Raw genomic sequence first — 23968 nt, forward strand, 5'->3', positions numbered from 1 at the left:
GGAGCCGCCTGCGTCGAGTCCGTCGTCGCGGTTCGTGCTGCTCATGCGCTGACGCGTCCTCTCGTTCGTGCCCGCGACGCCGCCCGGGCGCGGGGAACCGGCACGGCTTCCACGGCCGCGCCGATGACATTGCTGACTTCGCCGATGCGCTCGACGCGCAGCTCGACGACGTCGCCCTCGGCGAGCGGGGGCGGTGTGAGGGAGCCCGCGCGGCCCCACAGCTCGGCGAGGCACCCGCCGTTGCCGGCGGTGCCGGAGCCGAGCACATCGCCCGGCACGACCCTTGAATTGCGGGACGCGTAGACCAGAAGCTGAGGGAAGGACCAGCCCATGTTCGAGAGCAGGTCGCTGCCGATCAGCTCGCCGTTGACCAGCACCTGCAGCTCGAGTTCGAGGAAGCCGTCGGCGTCGTGCGCGTCCGAGAGCTCGTCTGCGGTGACGATCCACGGGCCGAGCGTCGCGGCGAAGTCCTTGCCCTTGCAGGGACCGAGGCGCACCTTCATCTCGCGCGACTGGATGTCCCTGGCCGACCAGTCGTTGAAGACGCTGTAGCCGAAGACGTGCCCGGCGGCGCTGGCCTCGTCGAGGTTCGCCCCGTCGCTGACGTCGACCGCGCCCACGATGACGGCTACCTCGAGCTCGAAGTCGAGCCGCTGCGTCACCGGCGGGCGGATGCTCGCCCCGCTGCCCACGAGCGAGTGCGGGTTCGTGAAGTAGAAGGTTGGCGCGTCGTACCACTCGGCGACGACTCCCGAGTCGCCGTCGATGGACTTCACGACGCCCTCGACGTGCTCCTCGAACGCCACGAAGTCGCGCACGCTCGGCGCCTCGATGGGCGCGAGGAGTTCGACGTCGGACACCGACGGCGCGAGGCCGAGCGAGCCATCCGCCCAGGCCCGCTCGATGAGCGAGGTCGCGGCCGCGTTGGCGCGCTCGAGCCCGAGCCGGGTCGCCCCGAGCACGGTGAGCCCATCGGCGAAGGCGAGCAGCCGGTCGCCGCCCTCGTGCGCGACGACAACCCCGTCGTGTGCGCTGCCGTCGTGCATCCACCTGGCGTATCTCACCGGGCCGCCTCCACGGAGTTCCACAGGCGCGGCAGTCGCGCGGCGTTGCCGAACAGGACCTGCGCTTCGTCGTCGAGGCCGAGCTCCGCGTCGTGCACACGCTCGACGGGGTTCTCGACGCCCATGTCGAACGGGTAGTCGGAGCCGAGGAGCACCCGGTCGGCGCCCACGGCGGCGATGAGGTTCCGCAGCGCGGTCGGCGTGTGCACGAGCGAGTCGAAGCTCAGCTGCCTCAGGTACGTGGACGGCGCGCGCAGGCACGTGCGCGCTTCGGGCCGCACCTCCCAGGCGTGGTCGGAGCGGCCGATGAACGTCGGCAGGTAGCCGCCGCCGTGGGCCGCGATGAGCACGAGGTTCGGGAAGCGGTCGAGCACGCCACCGAAGATGAGGTGCGAGATCGCGGCCGCGTTCTCGGCGGGCTGGCCCACGGTGTTGGAGAGGTAGAAGCGGTCGAGGCGCTCGTCGAGGCTGCACCCGAACGGGTGGAGGAACACGATGGCCTCGAGCTCCTCGGCGCGGCGCCAGAAGTCGTCGAGGCGCGCGTCGCTCAGCTCGACATCGCCCGCGAACGACGACAGCTCGACGCCGGCCAGGCCGTTGGCGAGCACGGCATCCTCGAGTAGCTCGACGAGGCGGTGCGGATGCTGGAGCGGCACGAGGCCGAGCCCGCGGAGGCGGTCGGGAGCACCTGCGACGTGCGCGGCGATGGCCACGTTAGCCTCCTTCGCCGCCCAGACGGCGAGCTCTTCGCCCGCCCACGGGTAGTAGTGGCTCGGTGAGGGGGACACGAGCTGCATGTCCACGCCCTGCGCATCCATGACCGCGAGGCGCTCCTCGAGCGAGATGAGCTTCGGGAAGCTCGACTTGATCATGGCGCCGGAGGCGGCGAGGCTCTCTGGCCCGTTGCGCTTGGCTTCGAGCTCGCCGGCGGCGGCGAAGCCCTCCGGGTCGCGTCCCTGAACGGCGCCCTGGAGCGCGGGGAGGAGGAGGTGCGCGTGCACGTCGACGATCTGGCCGGCAGCGCCGGAAGCACGGCCGGGAACGGTCGCGGCGGTCATGCCGGCACTGCCACGAGCTGCGCGACGCCGCCCATGAGGGCGGGCACGTTGCCGTCGCGTTTGCCGTCGAGCTGCCACTGGCCGAGGGTCGTGGACGCCTCGACGACGTGGGCCGCGCGAGGGAGACGGCGGGCGTGGAAGTCGTCCCAGAACGGCTGGTCGAGCTGCTCGCGCTCGAGCAGCATCGTGGCGAGCACGAGCCCGTCCTCGGCGGCCTGGGCCGCGCCCTGCGCGATCGTGGGAGGGCAGCTGTGGGCGGCGTCGCCGATGACGACGACTCGGCCGCGGTTCCACGCATCCGGCACGACGTGCGAGGTGAAGAGCGTGTAGTGCACGCGGGCCGACTCGGTGAGCGAGTCCCGGATCTCCTGCCACGGTCCGCCGTAGCTGCCGGCGAGGTCGCGCATGATCTCGACGCTCTCGGCGGGCGTGAGGCCGCTGCGGTCCTGTGCCTTCTCGACGAGGTACGCGTAGATGCTGTTCTCGCCTGTCGGGCAGTAGCCGGCGATGAAGCAGCGGCCGCCGTAGTAGAGGTCGGTGTGGGTGACCTCGGCGGGGCGGGCCACGAAGGCGCGCCAGATGCCCATGCCGGTGCGCTCCGGCTTCGTCTCGATGCCGATGAGCGAGCGGGTCGGCGAGTTGAGGCCGTCGGCGCCGATGACGAGGTCGACGCGCGACGTGTCGCCTGCATCCGTCGTGAGGGTCACGCCGTCGGCGTCCTGCTCGAGGCCCGTGACCGTGGTGCCGTAGTGGATGCGCGCACCGACTTCGAGGGCGCGCTCGGCGAGGATCTTGGCCAGGTCCGGGCGGTACATGCCAGCCGTCGCGGGGTACTCGGGGCCGCCGGTGCGGGTCTCGGTGAGGCTCGCGATGACCGTGCCAGCCGGGTCGGGGGCGCGCATGCTGACGTCGTCGAACGAGTAGGACTGCTCCTGGATGCGTTCCCAGACGCCGACCTGGTCGAAGACGCGCAGGGCGTTGCCCTGCAGGGTGATGCCGGAGCCGAGGGCCGTGATCTCGGACTTCGCCTCGTAGACGTCGACCTCGACGCCGCCGTCGGCGAGGATGATCGCGGAGACCATGCCCGCGACTCCGCCTCCGACGATGGCGACCTTGGAAACTGCACTCATGATGGTCCTGCTTTCTGCGTCTGCGTTGACGATGAAGGTGTCTGGGTCAGCGGCGGCGGGGCTGCCTCTGGGGTGGACGAGTGGGTGCTCAGCGGATGGCGATCGGGTTGACGGGCGAGCCGACGGCACCCGTGATGGGCAGCGGCGGTGCGACGAGCAGGAACTCGTACACGCCGTCGGCCTGGCACGCGGATGCGAGGGCTTCGAGGTCCCACATCTCGCCGATGGTGAGTCCCATGTTGGGGATGACCACCTGGTGGAGGGGCTGGAAGGCCTCGTCGAACTCGTTGGGGCGCACCTCGAAGCCCCACGTGTCGGTTGCGATGGCCGCGATCTCGGAGCGGTGCAGCCAGCCGGCCGTCGTGAACGACAGCCCGGCGCTTGGCCCGCCGGCGTAGCCGTTCCAGCCGTCGCGTTGCGCGCGGGCGTAGCGGCCAGTGCGGACGAGCACGATGTCGCCGCGGCCGACCGCCGCCGTGGCGCCCTGCGCGTGGATGCACGCTTCGAGGTCAGCGGTCGTGATCGCGTAGCCGTCCTCGAGCTCCCCGCTGTCACGTAGGTGCCTGCCGAGGTCGAGGAGGACGCCGCGGCTCACGATCTCGGCCGCCGTGTGCTCGATGCCCGTCACGAGGTCGCCCTCGCTCGTCACGACCTCGCCCGAGCGGCGGCCGTTCCACGCGTAGCCGTGGTCGAAAATGTGGCCGAGGCCGTCCCACTGGGTCGAGCACTGCAGCGGCATGGCGATGACGTCGTCGGCCCCGCCGAGACCGTGCGGGAACCCCTGGTTCGCGAGCTGCGCATCCGTGCCCGTGTCGAGCATCGTGTGCACGGGGTTCGTGCGGCGCCGCCACCCCATCTGGGGGCCGTTCATGTCGAAGGGCTGCGAGAGCGAGAAGCTGCGGCCCGCGCGCACGAGCTTCGCCGCGGCGGCGCGCTTGGCGTCGTCGATGAAGTTGAGCGTGCCGATGCGGTCGTCGTCGCCCCAACGGCCCCAGTTGCGGAAGGCCTTCGCCGCGCGGGCGACCTCGGTGGTGGGGTCGGTGCGGTCGAGCTCGGCAGGGTTCGCGGTTGGAGCTCCCGTGACTTCAGGGGCTCCCCCAGCGTTGGCGGTGCCCCTGGTGTCGCCGGTGTCCGTGTTGTCGGCGGTGTCGGTGAGGGAGGTCACGAGGAGACCGCTTCTGCGCGCACCCGCGTCGTCTGCGTCCCGAGACCCTCGATGACGCTCACCATGACGTCGCCATCACGGAGGAGGCGGCCGTGCACGATGCCGTTGCCGGCCGGGCTGCCGGTGAGGAGCAGGTCTCCGGGGAGGAGCGGCATGGTCTCGGATGCGGCCGAGATGAGCGCGGGGATGTCGAAGAGGAGGTCGTCGCTGACGGCGTCCTGCATGGTGTCGCCGTTGAGCGTGAGCTTCAGCGTGAGCGAGTGCGGGTCGGTCACGAACTGCGCTGGCACGAGGAAGGGTCCCGTCGGGAGGAAGCCCGGCGCGTTCTTGCCTCGGTACCAATCCGTGCCGATCTCCTTCATGTCCTTCCGGAAGATGAGGTCGCGCGTCGAGATGTCGTTCACGATCGTGTACCCGGCGACGTGGTCGAGAGCATCCTCGCGGGAGACGCGGTGTGCGCGCTTGCCGATGACCACGGCGAGCTCCAGCTCCCAGTCGTGCTGGTCGCTGTAGCCGGGCAGCTCGAGCTCGGCGTCGACACCGGCGACGGCCGTGGGGAGGCCGATGAAGAAGTACGGCTCGCCGTCCCTGGCGCGTGCATCCATCATCTCGGCCGCCCACTCGCGCAGCTCCTCGATGGGGCGCGGGTCGTTCTTCGCCCGGCCGGCAGCGACGAGGTCGATGACGTGCGTGCGGTAGTTGGCGCCCGTCTGCAGCACCTGGCGTGGCTCGACGGGCGCTTCGAGGGTGACGTCGTCGAGGGCGAGCCAGTCGGCGACGTCACCCGCTGCTGCGAGCTGCGCGAGGCGGTCCCAGGAGGCGGGCGCTTCGGCGAGGAAGTCGTTGAGGGAGTCTGCGCCGAGCTCCTCGCTGCTCAGCGGGCGGATGCGGCCGGCCGCGACGAGTCCGAGCTGCGGCTTCCCCTCCCCCACGCTGAAGCGGGCAAGAGCGAAGTCGGCGGTCAGGCCTTCGGACGACGATGTCACGGTTGGTCTCCAATTCACGACGCTTCGGTGCGTTCGTGACATAAGTCAACCGTGTTCGGCGCCATCAGCCAAGCGGGGATCCGTTATCCAGGGCATCAGGGCTGGTGATGGGGCCGCTCACGCTCTCGATCCAGGGGCGAACGTCGACGATCCCCTCCGGCAACAGGGCTCTGGCGGATGCGAAACCGTCTGGCAGCTGGGTCACCAGAGCGTGTGCGTAGCGTTCGCCTCGGTCGGTCGTTCCCTCCCCGATCTTCAGCACCTGATCATCCGGCACCGAGTCGACGAGGGCTCGCGCGTCTTCGAGCTGCGCCTCATTCCACCGGCTGGGGAAGACGACGACGGGGCCCGCCGGCCCCTGCGCCACAAGCGCCTCGACTCGCTCCGGCTCGGGTGAGGAGAAAACGTAGACCCGCCCGTGCTCGGCCAGGGCTACGTGAGTCATGGCGAGCACAGACGGATGCCGACCCAACCTGGCGGCGAATGCCTCGAAGTCTGGATGCTCTGCGTGCGTGGGCGTGTAAGCCTCCCGGACCCGCTGCGCAAGGACTCGGAGGGAGGCCACGGCCGGATCGACGGCAGCGTTCTTATTCCAGCGGGAAACCAGCAGGGCTTCTCCGTCCCAAGAGCCCTCTACTTCCACACTCCCCTCAAAGAGGGACAGCCCGACCCTCGCCGCCTCGTCGAGCCGGAGCGGCAGGAGACGCTCATCCCAGACGAACACCTCCGATGGACGAAACGGAGTCAGATACGACGCTGCGCGCACCGGGTCGACCACGAGCCACCCACGCGCACGGAACCTGCCGCCAGTCACCAGCCCTGCGGACGCGCTCATGTCAGCCATACCGATCCACGCTAGCTCGGGAATCCGCCCCGAACGCCGTCTCGCGTTGAACTTCGAAACAGGATTCGACGACTCGTCAATCTGTGACCTTAGACATCAGCCTGCGCTCGTCGATCAAGCGCCGCCGCACGAACACGTGCCGGATGCCCGATTGAGATGAGGATCTTTCGAGCCGGAGACTCCCCGGCCAGCAGGGGGCTGTCCCTATATCCCCAAATATTCCGGATGGAACCGACGAGCACGCTCACGGTCACCAGAATCGGAATCACCAACGGCACATCAAGACCCAAATTGTCGTAGAGGAACCCGAACGAGATATTGGCAGCAATGAAACCGACTGTCGAGAGTCGTTCTTCTACATTCACCATCAGACCAAGCCCAACGGCGGCAAGGAGTACGCCGATGTAGGCGGCGGCATTACTCGAGAGAAAATCGATCACCCTTGAGATTCCTTTCTGAGAGCTTCGACTCGAACCTCGTGAATTGGACCCGAACTGACAACGATGCTTCAGCATGGATGTAGGCGCCGGAAACGCCACGAGCCCGGCCGTGACCACGCTCGCCGAGGCAGCCCACGACTGAAGCCACGTCCGCTACACGACTTGTGGGCACCTCGGGAACAAGAGCCGAGACGAGGGCACCTCCGACCCGTCGCGACAGGAATCCGCGAGGGGTGAAAGCCGTATTCCAATGCAACATTCTCCCTAATTTCGTCGCCGCCGCGGAACGCAGCGAAGAGCAACTTAGCAGACAAAATCACCTCAGAAATCTCCCGACTCAATTGAGGAACACTTCTGGCACAGCCGCAGCCGAACTCACGCAAGTCCTATATCCCCTATTTCGAGAGATTCTGACTTATTTCACGTGCGATTGGTGGGTAGAGGGTAGGGGGACGAGCCCGCACGGAATCGTGCACCACCTCGTCACCAGACGCCTCGCACTCGGACGCGCACGTCCGCTGACGCCTGGCAACCGAGCAGGTGCCCGAAGCTCGAGCCTCGAGCCCGCTAGGCAGGCAGGACCGGCGCGGCGAGCAGCGGCAGGGTCTCCGCCCGACTGCGCTCGACGTGTGCGAGCGCGAGCGCGGCCGCTCGTTCGACTTGGCCGCGCACGATCGCGTCGCAGAGGTCGCGATGCTCACGGTGGACGTCGTCGTCGTCGCGTTCGCTGGCGATGTGGAAGAGCCGCTTGACTCGCCCCTGCACGGGGAGGAGCAGGTCCCGAAGGAGACGACTGCCCGCGAGCGCGACGACGGCATCGTGGAAGTCAGAGGTGGCGTCGGCGATCCTCGACTCATCCGAGGAGTCGACGGCAGCGTCTGCGGCTGCAAGGGCCACCATGAGCCCCTCCCCCGACTCCCCGTCGGCGCATCGTGCGGCGGCGAGGCGCGCAGCGAGCACCTCGAGGGACGCGCGGACGTCGAACAGCTCGATCACGTCGGCGAGCTCCATTGGGGCCACCACGGCACCGCGACGCGGCAGCGTGCGAATGTACCCCTCGGCCTCGAGCCTGGGCAGCGCCTCTCGGATCGGGATGCGCGAGACGCCGAGGGCCTCGGCGACCTCGCGCTCACGCACCCGACTGCCCGTGGGGAATCGGCCGTCGATGATGCGATCGCGCACCCACTCGTACACCCGCTCGCCATGAGAGACCGAGGCCCCCGAGGGCTCCTCCGTCACGTTCGGACTCGTCATCGCCACGAACACCCCTCCTCGATCCACTGACTGGCTACGTTACGCACCCCACAGAGGCGGGGATGCTCGTGCATCCGCGGCCGATCCGACGAGTACCGCATCTCCACATTTTAGTATGCCAAAACTTGAACCAGGGTCGCCAGAGCCTCGAAAAGAATGGAAACAACTTCCCGTTCTCCAAGCTTTGGCATACCATCACACGTGTTCGGGTTCAGCCCGACATCGGTGCATCCCCCACGCAAAGGAGCCTGAGCATGACCGATACCGTCACACCAGTCGAGGAAGCGCGGCCGCGCACCCTCAAGCGCGCCCTCGGGCTGCCCGCCCTCATCGGGTACGGACTCGCCTCCATGGGCGTGCTCTCGGTCGTCTCCGTCTACGGCCCGGCCACCGAGCTCAGCGACGGGCACCTCCCCGCCGCGTACGTCGCGGCGATCATCATCATGCTGTTCACTGCCCACAGCTACGGACGCATGGCCGCGCACGTGCCGATCACGGGTGGCGCCTACGCCTACGTGACGCGCGGCTTCGGACCTGCGGTCGGCTTCGTCACCGGCTGGGTGATGCTGCTCGACTACCTGTTCCTGCCGATGGTGAACTTCCTGCTCTTCGGCCTCTACTTCAACAGCCTCTTCACCGCGGTGCCGGCCTGGGTCGGCACGCTCGTGTGCATCCTGGTCGTCGCCCTGTTCAGCATCATCGGCGTCAAGTGGTTCAAGCGCATGAACTTCGTCGTGATCATCGCATCGGTGCTCGTGATCGTCGTCTTCCTCGTCCTGGCGGTGCTCAACGCCCCAGATCTGACCTTGGCTTCGCTGACCGGTCCGCTCTCGATCGGCGAAGGCGGGCTCGCGCCGATCCTCGCGGCGGCGGCGATCGTGGCGTTCGCCTTCCTCGGGTTCGACGGGGTCTCGACGCTTGCCGAGGAGACGCACGATCCGCGTCGCAAGGTGCCGAAGGGCATCGTGCTCGCGACGCTGTTCGCGGGCCTCGGCTACCTGGCCTTCTCGATCGCCGGCAGTCTCATCGCCCCCGACTGGACCCAGCTCGACAACCTCGACGCGGCCGGCACGGAGCTCATGCAGCAGGCTGGCGGTGACGTGCTGATGGTCGTGTTCGTGATCGTGAACACCGTCGGCATCGTGCTCTGCGGCACGGCGGCGCAGATGAGCGTGAGCCGGGTGCTGTTCGCGATGGGCCGTGACGGCATCCTGCCCCCGGTGCTCGCGAAGCTGCACCGACGCTTCCGCACCCCATACGTTGCTGCCATCGTCGTCTCCGTCATCGCCCTGGTCGCGCTCTTCGTCACGCTTGACCAGGCCGTCTACATGATCAACTTCGGCGCACTCGTGGCGTTTGCCATGGTGAATCTCGCCACCGCCAAGGTGCTCTTCTTCGACCTCCGCCTGCGCAGCGGATGGGGGATGCTGCGGCACCTCATCATGCCGATCATCGGGTTCGTCTCCGTCGCCTGGCTGTGGACCTCGCTGGCCCCGTTCACCTTCGTGCTGGGCACGGCGTGGCTCCTCATCGGCGTCATGGTGTACCTCGTTCGCCGCAAGCGCCGGGGTGGACCCCTCGCGCTCCGGCTCGACGGCTCATCGACGGAGGCCATGCCCACGATCCCCTACCAGCAGTGACCCGGCCGCCAGCAGGCCAGGGCAGTCCGGGAGCTCACGACCATCCCGGGGAAAGCAGCACCATGACCGATTCCACGCCCACGCAGACGCTGCGCACGCCCGGGCTCGTCGACGCGCACATCCATCCAGACAAGACCTCGTGGGGTCGGCCCTGGCAGTCGCGTCGAGGAGCGGCCACGCTCGCCGAGCTGATCGAGAACGACCGCGCGACGCAGACGGCCTACGACACGAGCGTCGAGGAGCGCGCGTTCAGCCTGTTCTCGCAGGCGCTCGCGAACGGCACGTTCGGGATGCGCGCCCACGTCGACGTCTCCTCGGAGCTGGGCATCGGGAACGTGGAAGGGGTTCGTGCCGCGGCCGAGCGCCTCGCCGGCGACCTGACCGTGCAGATCGTCGCGTTCCCCCAGTTCGGGCTCCTCTCGAACCCGGGCACCCTGGAGGCGATGGCGGCATCGCTGCAGTCGGGCGCGGACCTCGTCGGGGGCATCGACCCCTCGGGGCTGGAAGGCGACCTGCACGGGCATCTCGACGCGATCTTCGGGCTCGCCGATCGCGCCGGACGCGAGCTGGACATCCACCTGCACGACGGCGGCGAGGAGGGCCTGGCGCAGATCCGGGAGATCGCGCGGCGCACGATCGCCGGCGGCCGGCAGGGCGGCGTGACCATCGGCCACGCCTTCGCGCTCTGCGATCCCACACTCGCGTCGCTCGGCGAGACACTCGATCTCGTCGCCGAGGCGGGCCTCTGGATCGCGGTGTGCGCGCTCGGCCCCGACCCGGTGCCCGACCTCGACCGCTTCGAAGCCCACGGCGTGCGGGCGGTTGCCGGCTCCGATGGGGTTCGGGATGCGTGGAGCCCGTTCGGCACGGGCAGCATGGTCGACCGCGCCCACCTCCTCGCCTACCGAACCGGTGCGATGACCGACGAAGAGCTGGAGCGGGCGTTCCGCATCGCCTCCATCTCGGGCGGCGAGATGATGGGCCTCGCGAGCGTCGCGGAGTGGGACGAGCGCAGTGGCACCCGACTCGAGTTCGCTGCCGAGAATCTCGCTCAGCTCGTCGTCGACCGACCGGCTCCCCTTCGCGTCCTCCGCGACGGCCGGGTGCTCCACGACGGCCGGGTGCTGCGGTGAACGCTCAGCGCCGACAGGGCGTCGCGGCCGGCATCCTCGTCATCGCCGTCGGGCTGAGCGTCAGGTTCCCGATCACGAACCCCTCCGCGCTGCTCGGTGAGATCGGGACCGGCTACTCGCTCTCGCCGTCGGCGCTCGCCGTCCTCAGCTCGATTCCGGTGCTCCTCTTCGCGCTCGCCGCGCCCCTCGCCCCGCTGATCGTCGGCCGGCTCGGACTGCCCAGATCGATCGCGCTGCTCCTCGCGGTGCTCGCGGGCGCGACCCTGCTGCGACCCCTCGGACCCGCGCCGCTGTTCGTGTCGACCGTCCTCATCGGCGCCTCCATCGCGATCCTCGGTATCCTCGCCCCGCAGATCATCCGGAGCGCGCTCGCCACGCGCGGCGGGTTCTGGACGGGCGTCTACACGGCATCGTTCGGCGTCAGCGCCGCGACCGGCGCAGCATTCTCGGTGCCGCTCTTCCACGCCCTGGGCGATGAGGTCGGGCCGGCGCTCGCAGCGTGGGGAGTCCCCCTCCTCATCGCTCTCGCGTTCGCCCTCGCCTTCGGTCGCCGCATCGAGACCCGCGGCGCTGGGCCACGGCCGACCTCGGCTGGCGAGCGCCAGCCGATCCTGCGCGCCCGCGGGCTCTGGCCGGTGACGGGTTTCTTCGCCTGCCAGGCGCTCCTCTACTTCGCCATGACCGCGTGGCTCCCCACGATCGCGATGGACCGCGGGGCCACCCCGGCGGCGGCCGGACTGCTGCTCGCGTGGATGAGCGTCGCCGGGCTCCCGGCGGCCCTGTTCGCGCCGATGCTTGCATCGCGAGCCGGCTGGCGCACGCCGATGCTCGTCGTCACCGCGCTGCTCGGCGCCGCGAGCCTGCTTGGTCTCGCGATCGCACCCCTCGCGGCGATGACCGTGGTCGTCGCGGTGCTCGGCGTCGCCTTGAGCTCGGCGTTCGGGATCTCCGTCGCGCTCATCGTGCTCACGGCACCGAGCGGCGCATCCACTGCCGCGTTCTCGGCAGTGGTCCAGGGCATCGGCTATGGGGCCGCGGCGGCCGGCCCCCTGCTGTCCGGCCTGCTTGCCGGAGCGGGCATCGGCTGGCCGGTCATCATCGGCGGCCTCGCTGTCGTCGCGCTGCTCGAGCTCGGGTTCGGCGTCGCGAGCTCCCGGGCGTCCCTGGCCGTTCAGCGCACGGGCGAGCTGTCCGCCTCAACTGATCGCGCGAGCGATCGGGAGGCCGACGCCGTGCGAGGTCAGGCCGCCGTCGATCGAGAGCTCGGCGCCCGTCACGAATGAGGTCTCGGGCGAGAGCAGGCTCGCGATGACGTCGGCGACCTCACCCGGCGATCCCGTCCGGCCGAGCGGTGTCAGCTCGACGTTGATGTCGCGGAACACCGCCGAGGCGCTCGCCGTCATTGGCGTCTCGATGTACCCGGGATGCACGATGTTCACGCGGATCCCCCGCGGCCCCAGCTCCATCGCCGCGGTCTTCGTGATGCCGCGCAGCGCCCATTTGCTCGCCGCATACGCCACCGCGTAGTGGGCCGTGACCGCCGCCGCGGAACCCACGTTGACGATGGATGCGCCGCTCGCCATGAGCGGGGCGAGCGCCTGGATTCCGAGCGCTGGGCCCGTCGCGTTGACCGCGAAGGCCACCTCGAAGTCCTCCGCGCTCGCTGCCTCGAGCCGGGCACGCCTCGTGATGCCGGCCGCGTTCACGAGACCCGCGAGCGCGCCGGTGGTCGCGGCGAGCTCGGCGAGCGACGCCCAGCCCTCCGGGTCGCGCACATCGAGGACAACGCGTCGCACGCCCGACGGCTGGGCGGCATCCGCGGGCCATGCCAGGTCGGCGGCAATGACCGGGACGTCGCCCTCGATGAGCCGCTCCACGACGGCCGCGCCGATACCGGAAGCGGCCCCCGTCACGACGACGGCTGCGGCGAACGCACTGGTGGTCTCAGGCACGGGGCTCCTCTCGGCGTGCGGCTCTGCGCATCCACCTCAACTCAAGCAGGGAGCGCGGCAGGCGGACAGCGGCAATCGCTGATCCGGCCCATCCGCTCCCTGGATGCGACGGCGACGACCACGGCCAGCCCCGATTCGAGATGGGTTACACGCCTGGGGATGGGTTGCAACCCATCCGCAAGCCAGGAACCCATCCCGAAACCGCAGGGGGCAGGCAGCGAGACGAAGGTGGGGCTGGGAAGACAGACGAGGAATCCATCCCGAAACGGACGCAGCCAGACAACGCGCCCCACCCCAGCTTCTCGAGATGGGTTACACGCCTCGGGGTGGGATGCAACCCATCCACAAGCGAGGAACCCATCCCGAAACCGCAGGGGGCAGGCAGCGAGACGAAGGTGGGGCTGGGAAAGCAGACGAGGAATCCATCCCGAAACGGACGCAGCCAGACAACGCGCCCCACCCCAGCTTCTCGAGATGGGTTACACGCCTCGGGATGGGATGCAACCCATCCACAAGCGCGAAACCCATCCCGAAACCGCAGTGGGCAGGCAGCGAAACGAAGGTGGGGGTGGGAAGACAGACGAGGAATCCATCCCGAAACGGACGCAGCCAGACAACGCGCCCCACCCCAGCTTCTCGAGATGGGTTACACGCCTCGGGATGGGTTGCAACCCATCCGCAAGCGCGAAACCCATCCCGAAACGAAAGTGGGTGGGCAGCGCGGCCCCGCCGCACCGCCGCACCGCCGCGCGCCCTACACGCGCTCGAAGACGGCGGCGAGCGCCTGGCCTCCGCCGATGCACATGGTCTCGAGGGCGAGGCTGGCGTCGAGGGCCGGCAGCTCGTTCGCGAGGGTCGCGAGCATGCGGATTCCGGTGGCGCCGATGGGGTGGCCGATGGAGATGCCGGAGCCGCGCGGGTTGAGGCGCGGGTCTTCGGCGTCGATGCCCCAGTCGGCGAGGCACGCGAGCACCTGCACGGCGAAGGCCTCGTTGAGCTCGATCACGTCGAGGTCCGCCAGGCCGATGCCTGCGCGCGCGAGCGCAAGCGACGTCGCCGGCACCGGCGCGACACCGAAGAGGCGCGGGTCGTTGCCCGCTACCGCCCACGAAACCAGCCGAACGGAAGCCGTGAGGCCAAGCGCAGCCGCCCGCTCTGGGGTCGTCACGATGCAGGCTGCGGCCGCGTCGTTCTGTCCGCTCGAGTTACCGGCCGTGACGGTGGATGCCGGGTCCTTCTTCCCGAGGATCGGCCGCAGTCGGGCGAGGGCCTCGAGCGACGAGTCGGCGCGCGGATGCTCGTCCCGGTCGACGAGCACGTCGCCCTTCCGGCCAGGCACGGTGACGGGCACGAGCTCGGCGTCGAACGCGCCGGATTCCTGCGCGGCGACGGCGCGTTGGTGCGACTGCAGGGCGAAGCGGTCCTGCGCCTCACGGCTGATGCCGTACTCGGAACGCAGCAGCTCGGCGCTTCCCACGTTGCCGTCGGGGCTCGGGTAGTTGACGCCGCCGACGGTCTCCCGGCCGCGGGCCAGGGCGTCGTGGAGCATGAGTCCGGCGGGCGGGGTGCCGCGGCGTCCCTGCTCCGTATAGAGGGGAGCGTTCGACATCGATTCGGCGCCGAGGGCGACGACCACGTCGGCGACCCCCGTCTGCACCTCCATCGCCGCATTCATGACGGCCTGCAGTCCCGAGCCGCACCGGCGGTCGAGCTGGTACCCCGTCGTGGTGATGGGGAAGCCCGCATCCAGTGCCGCGACCCGCCCGAAGGCCGGAGACTCCATGGAGGGGTACCCCTGCGCGCCGATGACGGAGTCGACGGCGGTGACGTCGAGCCCGCTGCGCGCGACGAGCGCCTGGAGCACGGCGACGCCGAGCGCTCGAGCCGAGAGCGGCGCGAGCGATCCGCCGAGCCGCCCGACGGGCGTGCGGAGCGGTGAGCAGATGACGACCTCGCGGAGCTCGGTCATGCCGAGACCTCCTGCAGGGACTCGGCGACCGTGAAGGCGGCCCCGGTTGCGTCCCGAACCTCGTCGACCGTCACGCCGGGCGCGAGCTCGACGAGCACGAGCCCGGAGTCCGTCACGTCGAGGACGGCCAGGTCGGTGATGATGCGGTCGATGCAGCCCTTGCCGGTGAGGGGCAGGGTGCACTGCTCGACGATCTTCGGCGAGCCGTCCTTCGCGACGTGCTCCATGACGACGAGCACGTGCTCGGCGCCGTTGACGAGGTCCATCGCTCCGCCCATGCCCTTGACCATCTTGCCGGGCACGGCCCAGTTGGCGATGTCGCCCTGAGCGGAGACCTGCATGGCGCCGAGGACGGCGTTGGTGACGCGGCCGCCGCGGATCATGCCGAAGCTCGCTGCCGAGTCGAAGAAGGACGCGCCGGGCAGCACGGTGACGGTCTCCTTGCCGGCGTTGATGAGCTTCGGGTCTGCCTCGCCCTCCCACGGGTACGGGCCGACGCCGAGGATGCCGTTCTCGGAGTGCAGCACCACTTCGATGCCGTCGTCGATGTAGTTCGGGATGAGCGTCGGCAGTCCGATGCCGAGGTTCACGTACGAGCCGTCCTTGAGCTCCTTGGCGGCGCGGGCGGCCATCTCGTTCCTGGTCAGCGGCATCAGGCGTGTCCCCTCGAGTCGGTGGATGCGGTCGTTCCGGCGGTTTCGCGCGGCCGGACGGTGGTCTTCTCGATGGGCAGCTCACCGGACTGCTCCGATGTGAGCACAACCACCCGGTCGACGTAGATGCCGGGCAGGTGGATCTCGTCGGGGTCGAGCTCGCCTGGCTCGACGAGTCGGTCGACCTCGGCGATCGTGATGCGCCCGGCCATGCCGGCGAGGGGGTTGAAGTTGCGGGTCGACTTCTCGAAGCGCAGGTTGCCGTGGCGGTCGCCGACAGCGGCGCGCACGAGCCCGAAGTCGGTGCTGATGGCGGTCTCGAGCACGTACTCCTTCGCGGCCCCGAACACGTCGAAGGGGCGCTGCTCCTTGGGGTCGCTCACGAGGCCGACGGTGCCGTCGGAGTTGTAGCGGATGGGCATCCCACCCTCGGAGACCATGGTGCCGGCCCCGGTCGCCGTGTAGAAGGCCGGGACCCCGACGCCGCCAGCGCGCAGGCGCTCGGCGAGGGTGCCCTGCGGGGTGAGCTCGACCTCGATCTCGCCGGACAGGTACTGGCGCGCGAACTCCTTGTTCTCGCCGATGTAACTCGCGATGACGCGGCGGATGCGCCCTTTGGAGAGCAGCTCGCCGAGGCCCCAGCCGTCGACGCCGCAGTTGTTGGAGACGACCTCGAGGCCGTCGACGCCGAGCACTTGGATGGCGCGGATGAGGGTGATGGGCACGCCGGAGAGGCCGAATCCTCCGACCGCGAGCGATGCGCCCGCCGGGATGTCGGCGACGGCGTCGGCCGCCGAGGCGTAGGTCTTATCCACGTTCTGCTCCTTCGTTGGGGCTGGACTCTGCTGTGTCTGCGGTGCCGTCGGCACTGGCGGCGTCGAGGTCCGCGAAGACCTCCTTGGCGATGCCGAGGGCTGCGTTGGCGGGAGGCAGCCCGGCGTAGAGCGCGGTGTGCAGGATGACTTCGGCGATCTCGGCACGCGTGAGGCCGTTGGTGAGGGCGGCGCGCACGTGCATCCGGATCTCTGCCTCGTGCGATCCGGTGACGAGGCTCGCGAGCGTCGCGATGGACCGCTCGCGGCGGGACAGCTCGTCGCGCGCCCAGATCTCGCCCCACGCGTAGCGGGTGATGAAGTCCTGGAACGGCGCGGTCTCTGCGGTCGTTCCGGCAACGGCGCGGTCGACGTGCGCGTCGCCGAGCACCTCGCGGCGCACTTGCATGCCCTGCTCGTGCGCGTTCGTCGCGCCGGGCTGCGCCGGCAACGCGGATGCGCGCAGGTGCGTCGTGAGGAGGCGGGCCGCGGCGTCCGGGTCTTCGAGCGCGGCCAGGTGGGCGGTGCCGGCGATGGTGGAGTGGTAGCCGTTCGGGATGCGCTCGGTGAGCGTCTGCATGGCTTCCGGTGTCGTGACGGCGTCGTGTTCGCCGCTCACGACGAGCACGGGTGCGCGCAGCGAGCCGAGCGATGCGGTGCGGTCGAAGACGGCGAGCGCCTCGTTGCAGCGGGCGTAGGACTCGTCGTCGATGTCGATGAGCGTCGAGAGGGATCGCGCGGCGGGAGAGAGCGGGTGCTGTTCGAGGAAGCCGGGCGCGAACCAACGTTGGGCGCTGCCCGTGACGAGCGACGCGGTTCCGGATGCGCGCACCGCGGCGGCCCGCTGCTCCCATCCCTCGGTGGTGCCGATCTTCGAGTCGGTGCAGAAGAGCGCGAGGCTCTTGACGCGCTCGGGGTGCGCGAGGGCCAGCTCGAGGGCGATGGCGCCGCCGAGGGAGAGCCCCGCGAGGTGGAATGCGCCGCCGCCGGCTTCCTCGACGACCCCGAGGACCGCATCCGCGAGCTCGGCGATCGTGAACGGCTCGGTGACGGCGGGGCTGGAGCCGTGGCCGGGGAGGTCGACGCGCAGGATGCGGAGCGTGCTGCCGGGTGTCGAGGCGCGCAGAGCTTCGACGGTGCCGTCCCAGAGCGCCATGGTGGTGCCGAGCGATGGGAGCAGCACCAGCAGCTCGTTCTGGGCTGCGGGCTGCGTGCCGGGGGCGAAGGCGCCCCTGAGCCGTGGGATCGTCATGCCGTCTCCTCGCTGTTCGTGCTGTCGTCCGCGTGGCTGTGGCTGTCGCTGTCGCTGTCCGCGTCGCTGTCCACGTCGCTGTCCGTATCCCGCTCCTGGCTGGCGTCCTGGTAGAGGAACCGGCTGATGGCGGCGTTGACGACGCGGTTCGCGGCCTGCAGCGTGACCTGGTCGGCGCCCGCGACGGCGGAGTCGGCGAGGTGGTGCCGCGCCGTCTCGCGCTCGACGGTGACGCGGTCGAGGGAAGCGGCGAGGCGTCGCGCAGACACGCTAGCGAGTTCGAGGAGCCGGCGCAGCGCATCCCATTCGGCGTGCCATTCGCCGGCCGGCCGTTCGTCCTGGGAGATGGCGGCGGAGGCGATGGTCGCGAGGAGGCCGGGCGCCTGGAGGGCGTTCGAGACGACCACGATGGGGGCGACGGGGTTTTGCTTGTGGGGCATCGCCGAGGAGGCGCCGCCGCCGGCGAGCGACAGTTCGCCGACGCGTTCGCCGGAGGAGGTGACGAGGTCGCGTCCGATGCGCCCGAGGGCTGTGCACACGGCCGTCGCGGCGCTCGCGACGGCGAGCACCGGGGTGCGCTCGGCGTGCCAGGAGCGGCGGGGGTCGTCGAGGCCGAGGCCGGCCGCGAGGTGCGCCCGCAGGATGCTCGTGGTCTGCGCGCCGGACCCGAGCCGGTCGGCTGCCTCGCCGGTGCCGACGGCGCCGCCGAACTGCACGGGGTAGTCGAGGGCGTCGATGGCCGCGATGGCGGAGGTGACGCCGTCGAGCCAGCCCGCGAACTGCACGCCGAGTGTGCTCGCGGCGGCCTGCCGGCCGAGCGTGTAGGCGACGCGGGGTGAGCGGCGTTCGGCGTCGGCGAGGCCCTGGAGGCGGGTGCCGGTCGCGGCGAGGTCGGCCCGCACGGCGGCGAGCGCGTCGCGCGCGTGCAGCATGCTGGCGGAGTCGACGATGTCCTGGCTCGTCGCACCCGCGTGCAGGCGCGGGGCCTCGACGCCGGCGGTGGCGAGCGAGGCGCGCAGCTGGCGCACGAGCTCCGGAACCATCACGCCGTCCGACTCGAGGCCGTCGCGCAGCGCGTCGGCATCGAGGTCGGCGGTCTCGACGGCACGTGCGGATGCGGTGGCGTCCTTCGTCTCGAGCGCCGCCCACGCGAGCAGCAGCTCGGCCTCGACGCGCAGCATGCCGCGCACGGGCGAGCCCTGCTCGTCCCCACCTTCCCGGCGCACGGTCACACCTCCTGGCCGAAGTCGAAGAAGACCGTCTCGCCGTCGCCCTGGAGGCGGATGTCGAAGCGGTAGCTGCCGGGCGCATCCGGGGTCGCGATGAGGGTGGCGCGGCGCTCGGGGGTCAGGCCGGCGAGCACGGGGTCCGTCTCGTTCTCGCCGGGCTGGTCGCCGAAGTAGGCGCGCGTGAAGAGGTGGTGGAGGAGGCCCCGCGCGAAGATCGTGACGAGCAGGTAGGGGGCGGCTCCCGCATCCCGTCGCCCTGGCTTGATGGTCGTGAACGAGTAGTGGCCGTCGCGGTCGGCCGGTGCGCGGCCGAAGCCCGTGAACGTGTAGCCGTCTCGTTCGAGGCTGCCACGCTGCGCGACCGGCTGGCCGTCGGCGTCGAGCCCCCACAGCTCGAGAATGGCATCCGGAACCGTCTCGCCCGCACCGTCGGTGACGGTGCCGTGGAGGCGGATCGCGTCGGGCCGCCAGGGGGCGGCGATCTCGCCGCCGCGCTCGTAGGGCAGGGCGTAGCCGTAGAAGGGGCCGACGGTCTGCGACGGCGTCTGGCCGAGCGGTGCCGCCTCGGTGGTGGTGGGTTCAGGCATGGTCGGTGTCCTCCGGTTCCATCCACGTGGACTTCGAGCCGGTGAGCACGATGTCCCACTTGTAGCCGATCGCCCACTCGTGCTCGCTGACGTCGTGGTCGTAGTTCGCGACGAGTCTTGCGCGTGCGGCTGGGTCGACGATGGACTGGTAGATGGGGTCGAGCGCGAAGAGCGGGTCGCCGGGGAAGTACATCTGCGTGATGAGGCGCTGCGTGAACTGCGTGCCGAACAGCGAGAAGTGGATGTGCGCGGGGCGCCACGCGTTGCGGTGGTTCTTCCACGGGTACGCGCCGGGCTTGATGGTGGTGAGCCGGTACTCGCCGTCGTCGCCCGTGATGATGCGGCCGACGCCCGTGAAGTTCGGGTCGAGCGGGGCGGGGTGCTGGTCGCGCTTGTGCACGTAGCGTCCGGCGGCGTTGGCCTGCCAGATCTCGACGAGCTGGCCGCGCACGGGGCGGCCTTCGCCGTCGAGGATGCGGCCGGAGACGATGATGCGCTCGCCGATGGGTTCGCCGTTGTGCTGGATCGTGAGGTCGGATTCCTCGGCGGCAACGTCGGTGTGCCCGAACGCGGGGGAGACGAGTTCGATCTCCTCGGGGTCGGCGCGCACGAGCTCGTGTGTGGGGTGGCGCAGCGCGACGGATCGGTAGGGCGCGAAGTCGCGCAGCGGGTGGCTGCGGGTGTCGTCGGCGTGCGCGGTGTGCATGTCGGCGATCTGCTGCGAGATGTGCGTCTGGGTGACCAGCGAGTCGACGGGGCCGTCGAGCTGCTCCGGCTGTTCCTGCGGGGCGCTCATCGTGCATCCACGAACGGGAGGCCGGCGTACTGCTCGGCGAGGCTGACCTGGGCGGCGTGCGAGGAGGTGACGTAGCGGATCTGCCCGAGCTGGCGTTGGAAGTCGAAGGCGCTCTGCTCGGCGGATCCGTCGGCGGGGTGCACGTGGAGCATGTCGGTCATCCACTGCGAGAAGTGCTGCACCTTCCACTGCCGGTCGAGCGCTTTGTCGCTGTACTGCTCGAGGCCCGTGTCGTCGCCGGCGTAGTGGGCTTGGAGGGCTTCGGCGAGGAGGGCGACGTCGGCGATGGCCGAGTTGAGGCCCTTCGCGCCGGTCGGGGGCACGATGTGGCCGGCGTCGCCGACGAGGTAGAGGCGCCCGTAGTTGAGGGTGGAGACGACGAAGCTGCGCATGGGCAGGATCGACTTCTCGGTGATGGGGCCTTCGGTGAGGGTCCAGCCCTCGGTGCCGAGGCGCGTCTGGAGGGCTTCCCAGATGCGCTCGTCGCTCCAGTTGGCGATGTCGTCGTCGGGGCTGACCTGCAGGTAGAGGCGCGAGACGGTGGTGGAGCGCATGGAGTGCATGGCGAAGCCGTCGCGGTGGAGCGCGTAGATGAGGTCGTCGGTGGAGGGGGCGACGTCGGCGAGGATACCGAGCCACGCGAAGTCGTAGACGCGCTCGGCGACCTCGAGGGTGCCCTCGGGGAAAGCCTGGCGGCAGACGCCGTGGTAGCCGTCGGCGCCGATGATGTAGTCGCAGTCGAGGGTGATGCGCTCGCCGTTCGGGGCCGTGTAGGCGACGGATGCGCGCTCCCCGTCGATCTGCGCCGATTCAATGTTGGTCGGCTGAACGTCGGTGGCTTCGAAGACGAGCTGCGAGCCGAGCCGCTCGTGTTCGGCGACGAGGTGGTGGACGAGCGCCTGCTGGCCGTAGACGGTGACGGTGCGGCCGGTCAGCTCGGCGAAGTCGATGTGGTGGCGTTCGCCCTCGTGCTGCAGGTAGATGCCGTGGTGGGTGAGGCCGTTGGTCTTGAGGTCGGCGTCGAGGCCGTACTTGCCGAGGAGGTCGACGGAGTCCTGTTCGAGCACGCCAGCGCGGATGCGCCCGAGCACGTAGTCCTTGTCGCGCGCCTCGAGAATCCGGTAGTCGATTCCCGCCTGGCCGAGGATGTGGCCGAGCAGCAGGCCAGCCGGCCCGGCTCCGATGATCGCCACCTGCGTGGACTGGCGTACGCCCGTCGCGGTGCTCTCGCCTGCCTCGGCGCTCTGGCCGTGGCTCTCGTCGCTCGTCATCGAACGCCTCTCGTCGTTGGGAAGGATGAGACGAGTGTGCGGGGCGGGTGGATGCGGTGGGCGGAGGTTTCCGCTGGGTGGAAGGTTTCGGGAAGCTACCGGGCACCGAGGACGGCGGGAATGAAGCGCCGCTCGTGACAGGTCAGCACTGTCGCAAAACCGACGGCGGATACACGTCTCCGCTGAGGGAGTTGTGACACCTGGTTTTGAGAATCACGCATGGCGACCCCAAGAGGGAAGCTGACCGAGGTCCGTTCTGAGGGTGAGACGTCGCGAAACCCTAGGGTTTAGCGACCAGCCGCAACGGTCGGCGCCCCAGCCTGCAGTGACTGTTGATCGCGGTGTTCCACTGGTAGACTGTCACACAGTATGACACCTACGTCATACGCGAAAGGAGTAACACACATGGGTGTTTTGAATGTCAGGGTTGACGATCATGACCACGATCGACTGAGGGAACTCGCGGAGGCCGAAGGTGTCACGGTGAGCGACTACGTGCGTGATCTTTTGCGTGACGCAATAATTCCGATCACAGGGCGCTCGGACGAGCACGGTGACCAGAAGGCTCCGGAGAGCTTTGCGCTGCGGGATCGACTCGTCTTGTCGTTGCTGCACCGCATCCTCGCTCGGGTCCTCCCTGAGGACGCGAACGGCGCTGACGGTGACGAGGAGTACCAGCTCAAGAAGGCGGAGATCCTAGAGTCCGGGTACACAGGACAGTACTGGCTCGAGGTGGCTGGATTCGAGACTGAACTATCCAAGCGGGACAGTGGCAGAGTCGTCGACATCCTCGACATGCACCGCATCATCACCTTCAGCGTTCGGCAGCTCGAGGAAGCAGGAACGCCGGTCGAGCCTGAGTTGGAGCGTCGACTGCGCTTCCGCGGATTCGATCACAACGACTCACTCGAAGGCCACATGGCTGGATACGTGCGGTTCTTGATGGCCGACGGTCGTCATTGGAGTGAACTTATCCCCCAGATCGAAGAGACTAACGACGGAAACTCGCACATGCCGATGCTCGAGGTGTATCAGCGCATGCTGACCGAGTATCGACGGATTATGGCTGGCCGTGAGCAGAGGTATCACCCAGACAACTATCTGCTGAGTTCGGAGGAGCTGACGCGCGTGCACGAAGCGCAGATTCACCCCTCGAATCGAGGACGCTCCTAGCTTGTCAGGTTCGGGTAGCTTCAGTGAGTGGTTGCAAGGTGGCGGCCGTGGGTCGAGCCCAGTGCCGGTCCGCGGTAACAACTCGGCGGGGCGGCGGAGGGTGCACCTCCACTGCCCCGCACACCCTTCTCCTGCAACTCTCATTGAGAATGAGACAACGATTTGCCGCCTCTCGGGCACAACTCGGTTCAAGCGTTACAGGTCAACGGCAACGATCCATCCGAACTGTGAACTGAGGGAACCTTACGTTCGTAGGATTGCGACATGCTGCACACTCCTCTCCACCGGCTCCTTGGTCTGCCACCGGGAGCGATGACTGATGCCATGCTCGACGACGCAGTCGAGCAGGGCATCGCAGAGTCCGACGAATTGGATTGGAAGACAGCGTTGCCTGCACAGGGAGAGTTCAAACGCTCAGATCACGTCAAGGATATTGCGGCCTTCGCGAACGCCAGCGGCGGGATGCTTGTTTTCGGCGTTCGGGACGAGGAGAAGCTGGCTGTCGAGCGCACTGACGCCGGCGAGTTCTCGGAAAACTACGAGCGCACGATCCAGCAACTTTGCATGTCAGCGATTACGCCGCCGATTTTCGGCGTTCGCGCATACCGAATCGGTGGAGAGCCAAACCGAGCTGTGGCCTTAGTCGTGCCGCGGAGTACCGATGGCCCCCACTTGATCTACAGGAACGAACAGTTCGCAGCCCCGCTTCGTGTCGACGCCGACACACACTGGATGAAAGAGCGTGATCTCGAGAAGGCGTATCGCGCACGGTTCGACGCGGCCCGACAGTCGCAGGTGGAACTCGAAAACCACTACGACGACATGGCGCGGTCGTTCAACACGAGCCAATCCGCGGTGCTCGTCGGTGCCGCCCGCCCTCGAAGCCCGGACGTCTCACCCAAGCGCCGCGACAGAGCTGACGCCGCTCTGGTAATGACCAATGCGCATAATCTAACGGACTGGTGGCTCGCGAATAAGTTCGGGTACCACCCGCTGCACGACGTGCAACCGTACGACAGTCGTGCAGGCTTGCGTAGCTGGGTGGCTCCACCAAGTGGACCAGAGTGGCGTAGCGCTCGTGCGGCCGTATTCGATGACGGATCGACCAGTCTCGCCTGGGTTGCTGGTGGCCATAGATACGGCGCTCAGGGTGAGTACCTCTCCCCCTGGGAAGTTCCGGTCGAGGCGCTGGAGACATTTGTGGCTACGCTCCTCGCTCTCGTGCACGCATCGGCAGACGTCCACTTCGCCGGAGATGTCGACGTCCGTGTGGGTGTGGAATGGTCACCGGCGGGGAGTAAGCAACCAGGTCTGGTGTTTATTCACGAGGGACGCTCTGAGGGCTCAGTCGCCTCTTCGCCGCTTGGTGCAGCCTTCCGCCCAATCACGGTCACGGTAAATCCTTCAGTATCCGCAGAAGAATTTGTTGGCGCAGCCGTTGACCTGGCCACCGACTGTGTCAATCAAGTCGGCTTCAGCGAGCCTTATTGGCTCAGTCGGGACTTGCCGCCACGCAGCGGTCGATACAAGTGACTCATCACGACCGCACAGGCGCGTCCA

22 protein-coding genes are annotated in these 23968 nt (G+C 68.9%); 5 read left to right on the top strand and 17 right to left on the bottom strand.

From position 1 onward, the window contains the following. Positions 1–41 precede the first annotated feature (41 nt). From C5E05_RS08325 to C5E05_RS08360, 8 genes are all read right to left on the bottom strand, one after another. Positions 42–1064, bottom strand: a complete 1023-nt coding sequence (locus C5E05_RS08325; protein WP_258064802.1) for a fumarylacetoacetate hydrolase family protein — start codon at positions 1062–1064, stop codon at positions 42–44. Next, positions 1061–2122: an amidohydrolase family protein gene (locus C5E05_RS08330; RefSeq protein WP_104341648.1), complete on the bottom strand. Its 1062-nt coding sequence runs from the start codon at positions 2120–2122 to the stop codon at positions 1061–1063. Before C5E05_RS08330 ends, C5E05_RS08325 begins: the two co-directional genes overlap by 4 nt. Continuing rightward, positions 2119–3252, bottom strand: a complete 1134-nt coding sequence (locus C5E05_RS08335) for an FAD-dependent monooxygenase (RefSeq protein WP_104332802.1) — start codon at positions 3250–3252, stop codon at positions 2119–2121. The genes C5E05_RS08330 and C5E05_RS08335 overlap by 4 nt, the downstream gene beginning before the upstream one ends. 88 nt (positions 3253–3340) lie before the next feature. Beyond that, on the bottom strand, positions 3341–4417 hold the full coding sequence (locus C5E05_RS08340; RefSeq protein ID WP_104341649.1) for a cyclase family protein: 1077 nt from the start codon (positions 4415–4417) through the stop codon (positions 3341–3343). After that, on the bottom strand, positions 4414–5403 hold the full coding sequence (locus C5E05_RS08345) for a fumarylacetoacetate hydrolase family protein (protein WP_258064804.1): 990 nt from the start codon (positions 5401–5403) through the stop codon (positions 4414–4416). The genes C5E05_RS08340 and C5E05_RS08345 overlap by 4 nt, the downstream gene beginning before the upstream one ends. 64 nt (positions 5404–5467) lie before the next feature. Beyond that, positions 5468–6181, bottom strand: coding sequence for a hypothetical protein (locus C5E05_RS08350; protein WP_146081072.1), 714 nt, complete (start codon positions 6179–6181; stop codon positions 5468–5470). A 155-nt stretch (positions 6182–6336) separates the two neighbouring features. Then, the gene (locus C5E05_RS08355; protein WP_104239802.1) at positions 6337–6687 is read right to left on the bottom strand and encodes a hypothetical protein; all 351 of its coding nucleotides are present in this window, start codon (positions 6685–6687) and stop codon (positions 6337–6339) included. Positions 6688–7254: 567 nt separating this feature from the next. Further along, positions 7255–7941 carry a GntR family transcriptional regulator gene (locus C5E05_RS08360; protein WP_104239952.1) on the bottom strand — a complete coding sequence of 229 codons (687 nt, stop codon included), beginning with the start codon at positions 7939–7941 and terminating at the stop codon, positions 7255–7257. A gap of 254 nt (positions 7942–8195) precedes the next feature. Between C5E05_RS08360 and C5E05_RS08365 the strand changes: the two genes are divergently transcribed. From C5E05_RS08365 to C5E05_RS08375, 3 genes are all read left to right on the top strand, one after another. Beyond that, positions 8196–9581, top strand: a complete 1386-nt coding sequence (locus C5E05_RS08365) for an APC family permease (RefSeq protein ID WP_104307411.1) — start codon at positions 8196–8198, stop codon at positions 9579–9581. Positions 9582–9643: 62 nt separating this feature from the next. Beyond that, the gene (locus tag C5E05_RS08370; RefSeq protein WP_104307410.1) at positions 9644–10714 is read left to right on the top strand and encodes an amidohydrolase family protein; all 1071 of its coding nucleotides are present in this window, start codon (positions 9644–9646) and stop codon (positions 10712–10714) included. Then, positions 10711–11997: a hypothetical protein gene (locus tag C5E05_RS08375; protein ID WP_104341652.1), complete on the top strand. Its 1287-nt coding sequence runs from the start codon at positions 10711–10713 to the stop codon at positions 11995–11997. Before C5E05_RS08370 ends, C5E05_RS08375 begins: the two co-directional genes overlap by 4 nt. On the opposite strand, the gene C5E05_RS08380 is transcribed toward C5E05_RS08375, so the two are convergent. From C5E05_RS08380 to C5E05_RS08420, 9 genes are all read right to left on the bottom strand, one after another. Continuing rightward, positions 11911–12666 carry an SDR family oxidoreductase gene (locus C5E05_RS08380; protein ID WP_219819510.1) on the bottom strand — a complete coding sequence of 252 codons (756 nt, stop codon included), beginning with the start codon at positions 12664–12666 and terminating at the stop codon, positions 11911–11913. The two genes, C5E05_RS08375 and C5E05_RS08380, sit on opposite strands and share 87 nt — an antisense overlap. A 754-nt stretch (positions 12667–13420) precedes the next feature. Continuing rightward, positions 13421–14635, bottom strand: a complete 1215-nt coding sequence (locus C5E05_RS08385) for an acetyl-CoA C-acetyltransferase (protein ID WP_104341653.1) — start codon at positions 14633–14635, stop codon at positions 13421–13423. Next, complete coding sequence (locus C5E05_RS08390; protein ID WP_104341654.1) at positions 14632–15288, bottom strand: CoA transferase subunit B; 657 nt, start codon at positions 15286–15288, stop codon at positions 14632–14634. The genes C5E05_RS08385 and C5E05_RS08390 overlap by 4 nt, the downstream gene beginning before the upstream one ends. Next, the gene (locus tag C5E05_RS08395) at positions 15288–16103 is read right to left on the bottom strand and encodes a CoA transferase subunit A (RefSeq protein WP_104341655.1); all 816 of its coding nucleotides are present in this window, start codon (positions 16101–16103) and stop codon (positions 15288–15290) included. The genes C5E05_RS08390 and C5E05_RS08395 overlap by 1 nt, the downstream gene beginning before the upstream one ends. After that, positions 16096–17352: a 4-carboxymuconolactone decarboxylase gene (gene pcaC, locus C5E05_RS08400; RefSeq protein WP_104341656.1), complete on the bottom strand. Its 1257-nt coding sequence runs from the start codon at positions 17350–17352 to the stop codon at positions 16096–16098. The genes C5E05_RS08395 and pcaC overlap by 8 nt, the downstream gene beginning before the upstream one ends. Next, positions 17349–18578 carry a lyase family protein gene (locus C5E05_RS08405; protein ID WP_146081073.1) on the bottom strand — a complete coding sequence of 410 codons (1230 nt, stop codon included), beginning with the start codon at positions 18576–18578 and terminating at the stop codon, positions 17349–17351. The genes pcaC and C5E05_RS08405 overlap by 4 nt, the downstream gene beginning before the upstream one ends. A gap of 2 nt (positions 18579–18580) precedes the next feature. Then, a complete protein-coding gene (gene pcaG / locus C5E05_RS08410; RefSeq protein ID WP_104341658.1) occupies positions 18581–19168 on the bottom strand; it encodes a protocatechuate 3,4-dioxygenase subunit alpha in 588 nt (195 codons plus the stop codon). Beyond that, positions 19161–19964 (bottom strand): protocatechuate 3,4-dioxygenase subunit beta, encoded by an 804-nt coding sequence (gene pcaH / locus C5E05_RS08415; protein ID WP_104239812.1) that lies wholly within the window; start codon positions 19962–19964, stop codon positions 19161–19163. Before pcaH ends, pcaG begins: the two co-directional genes overlap by 8 nt. Beyond that, on the bottom strand, positions 19961–21235 hold the full coding sequence (locus C5E05_RS08420; RefSeq protein ID WP_104341659.1) for a 4-hydroxybenzoate 3-monooxygenase: 1275 nt from the start codon (positions 21233–21235) through the stop codon (positions 19961–19963). The genes pcaH and C5E05_RS08420 overlap by 4 nt, the downstream gene beginning before the upstream one ends. Before the next feature lie 405 nt (positions 21236–21640). Here C5E05_RS08420 and C5E05_RS08425 point away from each other — a divergent pair, with 405 nt between their 5' ends. Together C5E05_RS08425 and C5E05_RS08430 are read left to right on the top strand one after the other, a co-directional pair. Further along, entirely contained in the window at positions 21641–22408 is a 768-nt protein-coding gene (locus tag C5E05_RS08425) for a YfbU family protein (RefSeq protein WP_104341660.1), read from the top strand. 264 nt (positions 22409–22672) lie between these two features. Then, positions 22673–23941, top strand: a complete 1269-nt coding sequence (locus C5E05_RS08430; RefSeq protein ID WP_104341661.1) for a helix-turn-helix domain-containing protein — start codon at positions 22673–22675, stop codon at positions 23939–23941. Positions 23942–23968 lie beyond the last annotated feature (27 nt).

Origin of the sequence: Pseudoclavibacter sp. AY1H1 (assembly GCF_002931055.1) — a bacterium.
Lineage (GTDB): Bacteria > Actinomycetota > Actinomycetes > Actinomycetales > Microbacteriaceae > Pseudoclavibacter.

Excerpts from the sequence above, each read along its gene's own strand:
- C5E05_RS08330 (WP_104341648.1), bottom strand. The coding sequence starts at position 2,122 with ATGACCGCCGCGACCGTTCCCGGCCGTGCTTCCGGCGCTGCCGGCCAG.
- C5E05_RS08335 (WP_104332802.1), bottom strand. The coding sequence starts at position 3,252 with ATGAGTGCAGTTTCCAAGGTCGCCATCGTCGGAGGCGGAGTCGCGGGC.
- C5E05_RS08360 (WP_104239952.1), bottom strand. The coding sequence starts at position 7,941 with ATGACGAGTCCGAACGTGACGGAGGAGCCCTCGGGGGCCTCGGTCTCT.
- C5E05_RS08365 (WP_104307411.1), top strand. The coding sequence starts at position 8,196 with ATGACCGATACCGTCACACCAGTCGAGGAAGCGCGGCCGCGCACCCTC.
- C5E05_RS08370 (WP_104307410.1), top strand. The coding sequence starts at position 9,644 with ATGACCGATTCCACGCCCACGCAGACGCTGCGCACGCCCGGGCTCGTC.
- C5E05_RS08385 (WP_104341653.1), bottom strand. The coding sequence starts at position 14,635 with ATGACCGAGCTCCGCGAGGTCGTCATCTGCTCACCGCTCCGCACGCCC.
- C5E05_RS08390 (WP_104341654.1), bottom strand. The coding sequence starts at position 15,288 with ATGCCGCTGACCAGGAACGAGATGGCCGCCCGCGCCGCCAAGGAGCTC.
- pcaC (WP_104341656.1), bottom strand. The coding sequence starts at position 17,352 with ATGACGATCCCACGGCTCAGGGGCGCCTTCGCCCCCGGCACGCAGCCC.
- pcaG (WP_104341658.1), bottom strand. The coding sequence starts at position 19,168 with ATGCCTGAACCCACCACCACCGAGGCGGCACCGCTCGGCCAGACGCCG.
- pcaH (WP_104239812.1), bottom strand. The coding sequence starts at position 19,964 with ATGAGCGCCCCGCAGGAACAGCCGGAGCAGCTCGACGGCCCCGTCGAC.
- C5E05_RS08420 (WP_104341659.1), bottom strand. The coding sequence starts at position 21,235 with ATGACGAGCGACGAGAGCCACGGCCAGAGCGCCGAGGCAGGCGAGAGC.
- C5E05_RS08425 (WP_104341660.1), top strand. The coding sequence starts at position 21,641 with ATGGGTGTTTTGAATGTCAGGGTTGACGATCATGACCACGATCGACTG.
- C5E05_RS08430 (WP_104341661.1), top strand. The coding sequence starts at position 22,673 with ATGCTGCACACTCCTCTCCACCGGCTCCTTGGTCTGCCACCGGGAGCG.